7 protein-coding genes are annotated in these 13,368 nt (G+C 70.9%); 1 reads left to right on the forward strand and 6 read right to left on the reverse strand.

Annotated elements, in window-relative coordinates; genetic code table 11:
- Positions 1–62 precede the first annotated feature (62 nt).
- Positions 63–812: a hypothetical protein gene (locus tag ACWDEX_RS02080; RefSeq protein WP_450461194.1), complete on the forward strand. Its 750-nt coding sequence runs from the start codon at positions 63–65 to the stop codon at positions 810–812.
- 131 nt (positions 813–943) lie between these two features.
- Here ACWDEX_RS02080 and ACWDEX_RS02085 read toward each other — a convergent pair whose 3' ends face one another.
- The 6 genes from ACWDEX_RS02085 to ACWDEX_RS02110 all read right to left on the reverse strand — a co-directional run bounded on the left by ACWDEX_RS02085 (position 944) and on the right by ACWDEX_RS02110 (position 13,360).
- Positions 944–1,684, reverse strand: coding sequence for an HNH endonuclease family protein (locus tag ACWDEX_RS02085; protein ID WP_450461195.1), 741 nt, complete (start codon positions 1,682–1,684; stop codon positions 944–946).
- Between the two features lie 207 nt (positions 1,685–1,891).
- Positions 1,892–5,431: a transcription-repair coupling factor gene (gene mfd / locus ACWDEX_RS02090; protein ID WP_450461196.1), complete on the reverse strand. Its 3,540-nt coding sequence runs from the start codon at positions 5,429–5,431 to the stop codon at positions 1,892–1,894.
- A gap of 224 nt (positions 5,432–5,655) precedes the next feature.
- On the reverse strand, positions 5,656–8,232 hold the full coding sequence (locus ACWDEX_RS02095; RefSeq protein WP_450461197.1) for an ABC transporter permease: 2,577 nt from the start codon (positions 8,230–8,232) through the stop codon (positions 5,656–5,658).
- Positions 8,229–9,017, reverse strand: a complete 789-nt coding sequence (locus ACWDEX_RS02100; protein WP_450461198.1) for an ABC transporter ATP-binding protein — start codon at positions 9,015–9,017, stop codon at positions 8,229–8,231. Before ACWDEX_RS02100 ends, ACWDEX_RS02095 begins: the two co-directional genes overlap by 4 nt.
- Positions 9,018–9,512: 495 nt before the next feature.
- On the reverse strand, positions 9,513–10,397 hold the full coding sequence (locus ACWDEX_RS02105) for a DivIVA domain-containing protein (RefSeq protein WP_450461199.1): 885 nt from the start codon (positions 10,395–10,397) through the stop codon (positions 9,513–9,515).
- Between the two features lie 215 nt (positions 10,398–10,612).
- Positions 10,613–13,360 (reverse strand): SUKH-4 family immunity protein, encoded by a 2,748-nt coding sequence (locus ACWDEX_RS02110; protein WP_450461200.1) that lies wholly within the window; start codon positions 13,358–13,360, stop codon positions 10,613–10,615.
- Between the last annotated feature and the right edge of the window lie 8 nt (positions 13,361–13,368).

The raw sequence follows: 13,368 nt of genomic DNA on the forward strand, positions 1-13,368 counted from the left end.
TCGCCGCCCCGCCCCGGCACCTCCCACCGCACCACATGTCACATCACCCTCAAGGAACTCCCATGCGTCGCACCGCATTTGCCGCCCTCTGCCTCGCCGCCGCAGCCGCCGCCGGAGTCACCGGCTGCCTGCCCGGCGGGAAACAGGCCGACGACAAGCCCAAGGAACCGTTCGCCGGAATCTCCGGAGGAGAGATCGTCCAACGCGCCGTGAAGGCCACCACCGGGGCCTCTTCGCTGCGCATGACGGGGGACATTCACGACGACGAGAGCGGCGGCACGATCCGGATCGACATGGCCCTGAACAAGAAGGGCGAGTGCGCCGGCACGATGCGCATGGAGGGAACCGGCAACGCCGAGCTGATCAAGACCGGCGGCACCCTCTACATGAGGTACGACGAGCAGTTCCTGCGCGCGCAGAGCGAGGGCGACTCCAAGGACGAGACCGACGCGGTGGTGTCCATGATGGCCGGGAAGTGGACCAAGATGGCGGCCACGGGCAAGGACGCCAAGGACATCGCGGGTTTCTGCGATGTGAACACGGTACTGGCCGGGGCCGCCGAGGGGTCCACGGACGCCAGGCGCGGCGCGACGACCAAGGTCGACGGCACCCCGGCGCTCGTCCTGCGCGAGAAGGACGGCAAGGAGACCTACACGGCCTATGTCGCCACCGAGGGCAAGCCTTACCTGCTGAAGATCACCAGCGACTCCAAGACGGACCCGGTGGCGGTGGCCTTCACCGACTTCGGGAAGCCGGTGAAGGCCACCGCACCCCAGGGCAAGATCCTCGACCTGGACGAGCTGGGCAAGTGACGCGAGCGGGCGACGCCGTGTGATCCGGGCCGTTGGAGGGGGCGGTCCGGATCACACGGCGTCGCCCGCCTCACACCCCGAACGTGACCGGAAGACTTCGACGCGGCACCTGCGAGGACGGCCACGGAGTCTCAGTTCGCGTGGAACCGGTCCGGCGCCTTGGTCGGGTTGCCGCCGGAGGGAAGCTTCTGGCTCCGGCAGCCGGTGAGGACGTTCCTCATGGCCGTCTTCTCCGCGGCCGTCACCCACAGCCCGTACTTCTTCTTCACGGCTACCTGCGCGGCGACGTACCGGCACTGGTACGCCTTGTTCGACGGGAGCCAGGTCGAGGCGTCGCCGTCGCCCTTGCTGCGGTTGGGGGTCGCGCCCACCGCGAGCAGGTTGAGCGGGTCGTTGGCGAGGGCTATGCGCTTGCTGGGGTCCCAGTTCTGGGCGCCCGTCTGCCAGGCGTTCGAGAGCGCCACTATGTGGTCTATGTCCACCTGGCTACGGCCGCGCGCGTAGTCGATGTCCTCGCCGCTGTACGGGTCCCTCACCAGCAGCCCCGACACGACCTTGCACGCCCCGTCGGTGAACTTCACGTTCCGCAGGTCGCGTTTGAGGATGTCGTCGCGGGTGTTGCAGCCGTTGGAGTCGGTGTCGGCCCACGCGCTGCCGAACCTGTCCCGGCCGTATCCCGTCTTCGGCGCCGCTCCCTTGACGGTCAGCGAGTCGAGTGCCGTGAGTGCGGCACCGCCGGACGCCGTCTTCCGCGGACTCGCGGTCCCCGCCGTCTCCTCCGGGCCCGCGGACCCCTCCGTCTCCACCGTGCAGCCACTCACGGCGACCAGTACCAGAGCAGCGGCAGCGACCGCACCCCTCAGACGCACCACGCGACGTCCTCCCCTTGCATGTTCCACTCGTGCGGGCCGCCCTCCGCGGGCGCGTTTTCCCTGGTCCCACGGTAACTGGCGATGCGTCATGCTCCTACGGGCGCCCAACCGTCCACGGATGTACTCCGGTTGTGCGGCCGGTGGTGAAACACGCCCGGCGAGAATCCCCTCCGCCCGCCGGTACGCGGTGACTTGCCCCCGTGCGTCCTACGAGCCCAGGATCGACGCCAGGAACTCCCCGGCCCAGCCCAGCATCTCCCGCCCGACCAGCGGCTTCCCGCCCACCTTCGCGGTCTTCGGGCGTGGTACCAGCACCTGGTGCGTGGCCGGCTTGATGACGGTTCCCGGGTACAGCCGCTTGAGCCGCAGCTCCTGGGACTCCCTCAGCTCCACCGGGGCGAAGCGGACGTTGTTGCCCTGCAGGACGATCTCCCCCACACCGCACGCACGGGCGAGCATGCGCAGACCCGCCACCAGCAGGAGGTTCTCGACCGGCTCCGGCAGCTTGCCGTAGCGGTCGACGAGTTCCTCACGCACGGACTTGATGTCCTCCTCCGTGTTCACGGAGGCGATCGCCCGGTAGGCCTGCAGACGCAGCCGCTCTCCGGGCGCGTAGTCGTGCGGGACGTGCGCGTCGACCGGGAGTTCGATCTTGACCTCCAGGGGCGGCTCCTCCTCGACACCGCCCTCCAGGGACGCGCGGTAGTCCGCGACCGCCTCGCCGACCATCCGCACGTACAGGTCGAATCCCACGCCCGCGATGTGGCCGGACTGTTCGCCGCCGAGCAGGTTGCCGGCGCCGCGGATCTCGAGGTCCTTCATCGCCACGTACATACCCGCGCCCATCTCCGTGTGCTGGGCGATGGTCGCCAGGCGCTCGTGGGCGGTCTCCGTCAGCGGCTTCTCCGGCGGGTAGAGGAAGTAGGCGTAGCCCCGCTCGCGGCCCCGGCCGACGCGGCCGCGCAACTGGTGCAGCTGGGAGAGACCGAAGTTGTCGCCGCGCTCCACGATCAGCGTGTTCGCGTTGGAGATGTCGATGCCCGACTCGACGATCGTCGTGGAGACCAGGACGTCGTACTTCTTCTCCCAGAAGTCGACGACGACCTGCTCCAGCGTCTGCTCCGACATCTGACCGTGGGCCGTGGCGATGCGTGCCTCGGGGACGATCTCGCGCAGGCGCGCCGCGGCCCGGTCGATCGACTCCACCCGGTTGTGGATGTAGAAGACCTGGCCCTCGCGCAGCAGTTCGCGGCGGACGGCGGCGCCGATCTGCTTCTCCTCGTAGGGGCCGACGAAGGTCAGCACCGGGTGACGTTCCTCCGGCGGGGTCGTGATGGTGGACATCTCGCGGATGCCCGTCACCGCCATCTCAAGGGTCCTGGGGATCGGGGTCGCGGACATCGTCAGCACGTCGACGTTCGCGCGCAGCTTCTTCAGCTGTTCCTTGTGCTCAACGCCGAAGCGCTGCTCCTCGTCGACGATGACCAAGCCCAGGTCCTTGAACTTCGTCTCCGACGAGAACAGCCGGTGGGTGCCGATGACGACGTCGACCGAGCCTTCCCTGAGGCCCTCCAGGACCGCCTTCGCCTCCGTGTCCGTCTGGAACCGGGACAGCGCCCGTACGTTCACCGGGAACTGGGAGTAGCGATCGCCGAACGTGCCGAAGTGCTGCTGCACCAGCAGGGTGGTGGGCACGAGCACCGCCACCTGCTTGCCGTCCTGCACCGCCTTGAACGCGGCCCGGACCGCGATCTCCGTCTTGCCGTATCCCACGTCGCCGCAGATCAGACGGTCCATCGGGACCGACTTCTCCATGTCCTCCTTGACCTCGGCGATCGTGGTGAGCTGGTCGGGGGTCTCCGCGTAGGGGAAGGCGTCCTCCAGCTCGCGCTGCCACGGTGTGTCCGAGCCGAAGGCATGGCCGGGGGCCGCCATGCGCGCGCTGTACAGCTTGATCAGGTCCGCGGCGATCTCCTTGACCGCCTTCTTCGCGCGTGCCTTCGTCTTCGTCCAGTCCGCGCCGCCCAGTCGGTGCAGGGTCGGGGCCTCGCCGCCGACGTACTTGGTGATCTGCTCCAACTGGTCGGTGGGGATGTAGAGGCGGTCGCCGGGCTGGCCGCGCTTGGCCGGCGCGTACTCCACCACCAGGTACTCGCGGGTGGCGCCCTGCACGGTGCGCTGCACCATCTCGATGTAGCGGCCCACGCCGTGCTGTTCGTGGACGATGTAGTCGCCGGACTCCAGGGTCAGCGGGTCGATCATCTTGCGGCGGCGTGCGGGCATGCGGGTGCCGTCGCGGCCGGCCGCCTTCTGGCCGGAGAGGTCGGTCTCGGTGAGCACGGCGAGTTCGAGGGCCGGGTCCACGAAGCCGTAGTCGATCGAGCCGCAGGCCACGTGCACGACCGACGGGGACAGCGTGCCGAGGTCGGCGTCCAGGCGGGCGGCGATGCCCTCGCCGCCCAGGACCTCGACGGTGCGGGAGGCCGGGCCGTGGCCCTCCGTGACGAACACCGTGCGCCAGCCGTCGGCGAGCCAGCCCTTGGTGTCGGCGAGCGCCTTCGCGGTGTCACCGCGGTAGGTCTCGGGGGCGTGCATGCCGAGCTTGAGGGTGTCCCCGTCCAGGGCGTCCAGTTCGTCGTCCGCCGCGAACGGCGACACCGACCACCACATCATGCCCAGCTCGCGCGCCCGCTCCCGGACGTCCGCGATGGACCACAGGGAGGCCGCGCCGACGTCGATCGGCGCCTCTCCCCCTCCGGCCGTGGCCGCCCAGGAGGCCTGCAGGAACTCCTGGCTGGTCGCCACCAGGTCCGCGGCCCGGGTCCGTACCCGCTCCGGGTCGCACACGACGGCCATGGCGCCCGCGGGCAGCACGTCGAGCAGCAGTTCCATGTCGTCGACCAGGACGGGGGCCAGGGATTCCATGCCCTCGACGGCGATGCCCTCGGCGATCTTGCCGAGCAGCTCGCCGAGTTCGGGGTGGCGCTCGGCGAGGGAGGCGGCCCGTCGGCGCACCTCGTCCGTCAGCAGCAGTTCACGGCACGGGGGTGCCCACAGCCCGTGCTCCGCGACCTCCAGGGAGCGCTGGTCGGCGACCTTGAAGTAGCGGATCTCCTCGACGTCGTCGCCCCAGAACTCGATGCGCAGGGGGTGTTCCTCGGTGGGCGGGAAGACGTCGAGGATGCCGCCGCGCACGGCGAACTCGCCACGCTTCTCGACCAGCTCCACCCGGGAGTACGCGGCCGCGGCGAGGGCCTCCACGACCTCGTTCAGATCGGCCTGCTCGCCCGTGCGCAGGGCGACCGGTTCCAGGTCGCCGAGGCCCTTGACCTGCGGCTGGAGCACCGAGCGTACGGGCGCGACGACGACGGAGACCGGGCCGGTCTCGGGGTCGTCGGGCCGTGGGTGGGCCAGGCGGCGCAGGACGGCGAGGCGGCGGCCCACGGTGTCGCTGCGCGGGCTGAGCCGCTCGTGCGGGAGCGTCTCCCAGGAGGGGTACTCCACGACGCTCTCCGATGGCAGCAGCGAGCGCAGCGCCGCGGCCAGGTCCTCGGCCTCGCGGCCGGTCGCCGTCACCGCGAGGACGGGGCGGGCGGCCTCGCGTGCCAGGGCCGCGACCGCGAAGGGGCGAGCCGCGGGAGGGCCGACGAGGTCGACGTGCATGCGATTGCCGTCACCGGCCGCGGAGATCGCTTCCGCGAGGGCGGGGTCCTTGACGACGGCGTCGAGCAGACCGTGCAGGCTCATGGAGGAGGGCTTTCCGTCCGGAGGTGGGCAACGCGGCAGGCCCGACACGCGTCGCGGGCCGGGGGTGAGTCCAGCCTACGACGCCGACGGCGTGGCCGGTGGGGCTGTGGATGACGCGGGCGACCGAAGCGCACGGGCCCGGGGCCGGGAAGTCCGCTGACTTCCCGGCCCCGGGCCTTGTCCGTGACCCCCGTCCGTGGAGGTCCCCTCGCGCTCGCCGGTCGTCAGTCCGTGGCGATCGCGTTCAGTACGTTCATCCGGCCCGCCCGGAATGCCGGGACCAGGGCGGCGAACAGGCCCACGAAGGCCGAGCCGATGAAGACGTAGGTGATCGTCGGCCAGGGGATGTCCAGCGTCTCGAAGCCCTCCAGGGCGAGGAGCTTGTGCGTGGTCGTGCCCCAGACCATGCCCAGGCCAAGGCCCAGCAGAGCACCGAAGACGGCGATCACCACGGACTCCAGGCGGATCATGCGGCGCAGTTGGCGGCGGGAGAGGCCGATGGCCCGCATGAGACCGATCTCCCGGGTCCGCTCGACCACGGACAGGGCGAGTGTGTTCACCACGCCGAGGACGGCGACGATGATCGCGAGCGCCAGCAGCCCGTAGATCATGTTCAGCATCTGGCCGATCTGGTCCTGCAGCGCCTTCTTGTAGTCGGTCTGGTCGCGGACGGTGTACTGCGGGTATTCGTGCAGCGCGGACTTGAGCGCCTTGTAGGCGGCCTCCTGCTGACCGTCCTTGGCCGTGGCCAGGACCATCAGGTCCAGCGGCATCTTGTCGGCGGGCACGTACTTGGCCACCGTGGCGATAGAGGCGAACATCGCGCCCTTGTTGAAGACGACGTCGTCACTGGTGATGGCACGGACGGTCAGCTTCGCCGTCGTCCCGTCCGTGAAGTTCACCGCGACGGTGGAGCCGAGCTTGATGCCGTGCTCGGCGGCGAAGCCCTCAGGGACGGACATCGAGTCCGGCTCGTAGGCCTTGGCGAGCGTGCCGGTGACCGTCTCGGTGCGCAGGTCCTGCGCGTAGCTCGGGTCGGCCGCGTCGATCTTCTCGTCCTTGAGGACGGCCCCGTCCGGGGTGGTCAGGGACGCGTCCACCTGCCTGAACTCGGTGACCCGGGCCAGGTTCGGCACTGACTTCACCGCCTCGACCGCCTGCGGGTTGATGATCCGGCTCTCGCCGCTGTCGAGGATGAAGTCCGCGCCGACGCTCTTGTCGAGCTGGTCATTGGCGGAGGCGACCATGGAGGAGCCGACCACCGACAGGCAGGCCACCAGGGCCAGGCCGATCATCAGCGCGGCGCCGGTGGCACCGGTACGGCGCGGGTTGCGCAGGGCGTTGCGCTCGGCCATCCGCCCGACCGGCCCGAAGACCCGCAGCATGACCGCACCGAGGACACGGACCAGGCCGCCCACGAGCAGCGGGCCGACGACGACGAGGCCGATCAGGGTCAGCACCACACCCAGGCCCAGCCAGGCCGAGCCGCCCTTGGCCGCGTCCGCGGTGGCGGACACGTACAGGCTCGCGCCGCCTGCGCCGGTGAGGAGCAGGCCGATCACGGCGCGTACGACACCGGCCTTGGCGTCGGCCGGGGTGCCGGCCTCGCGCAGCGCGGCCATCGGGGAGATCTTCCCCGCCCGCCGGGCGGGCAGGTAGGCGGCGAGGACGGTGACGATCACGCCGAGGATCACACCGATCACCGGGGTGGTCCAGGCGACGGTCAGGTCATCCGTGGACAGGTGCATGCCCGCCTTGCCCATGAGCTTCATCAGACCGACCGCGATGCCGACGCCCGCACCCACTCCGAGCACGGAACCCACCACGCCGAGCAGCAGCGCCTCGACGAGCACGGACCGGTTGATCTGCCTGCGGGAGGAGCCGATGGCGCGCATCAGGCCGATCTCACGGGTGCGCTGGGCGACCAGCATCGAGAAGGTGTTGACGATCAGGAAGATGCCGACGAGGAAGGCGATCCCGGCGAAGCCGAGCATCGCGTACTTCATCACGTTCAGGAAGCTTCCGATCTCCTTCTGGTTGGCGTCGGCCACCTCCTTGGCGGTCTGCACCTTGTAGCCGTGGCCGAGCGCGGCCGTCACGTTCTTCTTCAACTGGTCGTCGGTGACCCCCTGGGCGGCGGTGACGTTGACGTTCGTGTACACGCCGGTCCGGCCGACCAGGGTCTGCTGGGCAGTCTTCTTGTCCAGGTAGAAGATCGCCGCGCCGGGGTTGGTGACGGTGAAGTCGGCGATGCCGGACACGTGGGCGCGGTGCGTGCCGACGACGGTGATCAGGCCGATCTCGTCGCCCAGCTTCAAGTGGTGCTTGTCGGCGGTGTCCGCGTCGACCATGACCTGGTCGGGGCCCTTGGGCACCGCACCGGAGGTGATCTTCATGGTGCGGGCGTCGTTGCTGTTCCAGCCGCCGACGATGGTCGGGCCGTTGCCGGGCGACAACTTCTCCTTGTCGGCGTCGACGACGGTCACCGAGGTCGAGAACACCGTGCCGTCGGCCGACTTCACACCCTCGGCCTTGCGTATCTCACCGACCACGGAGGCCTGCAGGACCGGCGGCTTGCCGGTGCGGGAGGTGGTCTCCCCGCTGCTGGACGCGTCCTTGGGGCTGACCGTCACGTCCGAGGCCGTCGCCTGGAAGAGCTTGTCGAACGTCGTGTTCATCGTGTCGGTGAACACCAGCGTGCCGCACACGAACGCCACCGACAGCAGCACCGCGATGGCGGACAGGGCCATGCGTCCCTTGTGCGCGAAGAAGTTGCGCATCGAGGTCTTCAGGACGGTCATGACGTGCGCCCCCGGGCGTCGAAGTCCTTCATCCGGTCCAGGACCTGGTCCGCCGTCGGCTGGTACATCTCGTCGACGATCCGGCCGTCGGCGAGGTACAGCACCCGGTCCGCGTAGGAGGCGGCCACCGGGTCGTGTGTGACCATCACGATGGTCTGGCCCAGCTCGTCGACCGAGCGACGCAGGAAGCCGAGGACTTCGGCGCCCGCGCGGGAGTCCAGGTTTCCGGTCGGCTCGTCACCGAAGATGATCTCGGGCCGGGCGGCCAGCGCCCGTGCCACGGCCACCCGCTGCTGCTGACCGCCGGACAACTGGTTCGGCCGGTGCTTGAGCCGCCCGGCGAGCCCCACGGTCTCCACGACCCGCTCCAGCCAAGCCCCGTCCGGCTTCCGCCCGGCGATGTCCATGGGCAGCGTGATGTTCTCGATCGCGCTCAGCGTCGGCAGCAGGTTGAACGCCTGGAAGATGAAGCCGATACGGTCCCGGCGCAGCTGTGTGAGCTTCTTGTCCTTCAGGCCGGTGATCTCGGTCTCGTCGAGGAAGATCTGGCCGCCCGTCACCGTGTCGAGGCCGGCGAGGCAGTGCATCAGCGTCGACTTGCCGGACCCAGAGGGGCCCATGATCGCGGTGAACTGGCCGCGGGCGATGTCGACGTCGACGTGGTCGAGGGCGACGACGCGGGTCTCCCCGGCTCCGTACGCCTTGACGACCTGTCGTGCCCGCGCGGCAACGGCCGTACGCCCTCCAGTGCCCTCGTGCCTGGGAATGGTCACGGCCGATGTCATGTCAGTTCTCCCTGTCCGAACAGCTAGCGGAACGCGTGGTGCCACGCCACGTCGGTGCGTGCTGGATACGTCGATAAGTCTGGTGCCGGAGGTGGTCCGGGCGCGCTGGTGCACGACCCCGTCCTCGACTGGGGAAAACCCCACCCCTTCCGATGCGGCCGGCACGACCCCCGTGCGTGTCGACCGCCCCCCCCAGCGGCGTAAAGCCAGGTTAAGGACGCCCCTCGCGCCCTTTCGTCCTCCGCCGGTACGAACCCTCCCCGAGCCCTTGTGGGGAGATACCCCTAGGGGCGGTCCACCGGCAGGTGGAGCCTTTCTCAGGGTCGGCTCCCCCCGTGGGCTCAGTCAGGCTCCACCCTCCCGCCGCGTCATGGTCAACTCCCCTGCCGGACATGAGTCGATAAGCGTGCACGAGTCGATGGGCGTGCAGTCGGCAGTCGGCAGTACCAACCCCGTTCGGTGCACAGCAGCGGCCCGCGGAGGTACTGGCGGCGGCTACTCCGCCGGAGCCCGGTCCGTGAGGGTGGCGAGGCTGTGGCGTACGTGGTCCATCTGGGCCTGTACGCAGTCCCGTTGCTCGCTGTGCTCCCGCAACACCCGTTCCGTCTCACGGGCGACGCGGTCGGCCCGCACCCTCGCCTCGGCGACCACCTCGGAGGCGCGCGCCTGGCCGTCCCGCTGGATCCGCCGGGCCGACTTCTGGGCCTCGGCGAACGCCCGCTTCGCCTCCGCCAGGGCGACCTTCGCCTGTGCCGCCCGATCCGCCTCAGCCGCGTCCAGCGCCGCCGCCCGTTCGGCCGCCTCGCGCTCCTGGACCTCCAGGCGCTCGGCCTGTTCCGCTTCCTGGTCGGCGAGCAGCCCCTCGGTACGCTGCCGCACCTCGCGCAGCGCGGTCAGCGCCTCCCCGCGCCTCTCCTTCACCTCGCGCCGCGCCTGGATCCGTACGTCGTCGGCCTCGGCCCGCGCGGCCAGCAGCCGGGTACGGATCCGCTCCTCGGCCTCGCCGAGCACCTCGTCGGCGTACGCCTGCGCGGCCTCCCGCACCCGCCGGCCCTCCTCCTCCGCCTCGGCGACCAGGCACTCCGCCTCCCGCCGGGCGTCCTCCCGTACGGCCGTGCTCTCCTCCTGTGCCAGGGCGAACACCTGCTGCGCCCTCTCACCGAGGGACTCGTAGGTCTGCTGGGGTAGCTGCGCCACCGTCTCGCGCAGCAGCGCCAGGTCGGCCTCCATCTCCCTGGCCAGCACGGTCAGCCGGGCGGCCCGCTCCCAGGCGGCGTCTCGTTCCCGGGAGAGGGTCGCGATGTACGCGTCGACCTGGCCGGGGCGGTAACCGCGCCGCACGGACGGGAAGCCGTGCGGCGGCTCAGATGCGCTGCCCATCGTGAGACCCCTCTCCATCTGACCCACACTAACCGATGATTTCGCGCACATCTTGATGGATCAGGCGTAAGCGCTCATAACACGACACTCCGCGCATCCGCAGCGAATGAAGCCGGGCACAAAAGACGCGAGTGCCGCCACATACACGAAAGGGCCGGTCCGATCGCACGAAGTCGCACGATCGAACCGGCCCTTGACGGCACGTCAGGAACGGCTCACAACAGCCCGTCCCACATCTGCTCCAGCACCACCGACCACCAGGCCTCCGGAGAGCCCAGAGCCGCCGGGTCGAGGGAGGCGAGCTGGGCCTGGAAGTCGACGGTCCAGCGGCCCGCCTGCTCCTGGTTGAGCCCGTACCGCAGCCGCCACATCCGGCCGAGCAGCGCCAGACAGCGCACGAACTCGGGCAGACCCGTGTTCACGAACTGCGGCGGTACGGACGCTCCGCCCGGACCCGCCTCCACGGGCACCGCGACGATGTTCGCCGTGCCGTACTGCACACAGATCGCCTTGCCGAAGTCGCTGCCCACGACGAGGTACGAGCCCGCGTCCGGGCCCGGCTGCACCCCGCGCTCCTGCGCCAGTTCGGCCAGCGTCGGCACCGGGCGGCCCGGCTGGGCCTGAGCCCAGAAGAAGGGGCCCATGTCGAGGGGCAGTCCGGCCACCATCAGGGTGTGGGCCACGACCGGCGGCACGCCCTGCCGGGAGACCGCGACCTGATCGAACCGGAAGATCCCGGGCCCGAAGGAACCAGCCAGCTCCTGCGCGGCACCCTCCGGCGGGACGGGCGGAGCGGGCTGCACCGGCGGCAGCGGGGCGCGTACCGGACCCGGGCGCGCCGGACCGTCCGCCACCTGATGCAACTCACCCTGGTGCGCGAGCAGTTGCTGCATGCCCTGCTGGCGCGAGGCATGGTCGGTGCCGTACGGGGCGATGCTGGTGATCCGCGCCTGCGGCCAGTTCTCCCGGATCATCCGTGCGCAGTAGGCGCCCGGCAGCTCGCACGACTCCAGCTCCGTGTGCAGTTCCAGCACCTGGTCCGGCGGGACGTTCATCGCGCGCAGCTCGTGGAAGATCTGCCACTCCGGGTGCGGGGTGCCCGGCGCCGAACGGCGGATCAGCTGCTGCTCGGAGCCGTCCTGCGCGCGGTAGCGCAGCACGGCCTGGTAGCCGGGACCGACCGTCGGCTGACCGGACTGCGGATAGCCGTAGGCCGGCTGCTGCCCCGGTACGGGCTGCGGAAAACCGGCCGGCATACCGGGAACACCCGAAGGCGGCGGGGGCACGCCCGGACCACCGGCCGGCATGGCCGCGGCGGGATGCCCGGCACCGGGCGCGGCGGGTGCACCCGGAGCACCGGGAACTCCCGGAGCACCCGGAGGCACGCCGGGCGGGCCCGGAGGGTTGGGTGCCCCTGGTGCACCAGGGGCACCCGGCGCGCCAAGGGCACCCAGGCCGCCCCGGCCCGGGTCGGCGAGCATCGTGGCCGCATGGTGCACACCACCCGGAGGCGTACCACCCGGCGGCTTCGGCGCACCCGGAGGCTGCGGAGCACCCGGCGCAGGCGCACCCGGCTGACCGGGAGCACCGGGCGGACCGGGCGGGTTGGGTACTCCGGGCTGACCGGGAGCGCCAGGCGGGCCCGGAGGATTAGGGGTACCAGGGGCACCCGGAGCACCCAGACCGCCCCGGCCCGGGTCCGCGAGCATCGTGGCCGCATGATGCACACCACCCGCAGGCGTACCACCCGGCGACTTCGGCGCACCCGGAGGCTGCGGAGCACCCGGCGCAGGCGCACCCGGCCCCGCCGCGCCCTCGGGGCCGTCCGGGTCGAGCTGCGAGACGAACTGCGTGGGCACATAGCCGCCCGCCGGAGTACTCGGCGGCGTGGCACCCGGCTGCACACCCGGCGCACCAGGGGTGCCCGGCGGATGGGGCGCACCACCGGCGTGCGCACTTCGCGGAGGCGCCGCCTTGCTGGTCGCGGCGTCGGCGATGTCACCGGCGTTCGGCGCCAACCGCCGCCCGGACACGGCCGAATCGGCCGGAGGCTGAGACGAGTCGGGCACACCAGCAGCCTGCGGAGCACCAGGCGGAGGCATACCGGGACCACCCGAAGAACCCTGCTGCGGAGCACCTGGAGGCGGCGTAGCCGGCACACCCGGCGGCGGGGTTCCGGGCATCTGCCGCTCATCCAGCGCGGGAGCCACCGCCGTACGCGGCAGTTGGCTGCCGCCCGCCATCAGCGCGGTCTTCGCATCCGGTGTGGACGTGGGCGGCGGCGTATCACCGTCGACATCACCCAGCGGCGGCGCGAACACAGTTGCCGGCAGCGGCACCGAACGGTCCTCATCCGCCTCGTCGCTGATATCGGCCCCCGCCCACGGCGTCGCCCCCGCGGACCCGTCCGACACCTCGTCCCGCACCCCGTCGCCGCCCCCGGCAGCAGGCCACGAAGCACCCGACGCCCCGCCACCCGCAGCCGCCCCGGAATCCGTACCCGCCGAAACAGCCGGCCCGGACGCCGAACGGGAACCGGCCTCGTCCGACACACCGGACGACGACCCGCCGCCCTGCCGACGATCCGGAATACCCATCTTGTCCGCCGCCTCCTGGAGCCACTCCGGCGGGCTCAACAGGAACGACGTCTGATTCAGATCCACCCGGGCCGCAGGCGCCGGCGCCGACTGCTCCGCCGCGCCCTTCGCCCCGTACTCCTCCTCGTACCGGCGGATCACCTCACCCACCGGCAGACCCGGCCACAGCGTCGCCTCACCACTGTCCCGGGCGATGACCAGCCGCTGCGCGCCCCCGTCCGACCGAGGCCCCTCACTCCGGTCCTCCGCCCACACCACGAACCCGAGCTCGAACTCCCGCACCCGCACCTCACGATGCTGGTACGACGACACGTCACCGTTGATCCACTCTTCGGCGCGCTCCTGCGCCTGCGCGAACGTCACCATCGCCCGAA

It is taken from the genome of Streptomyces sp. NPDC001020 (genome assembly GCF_053599115.1).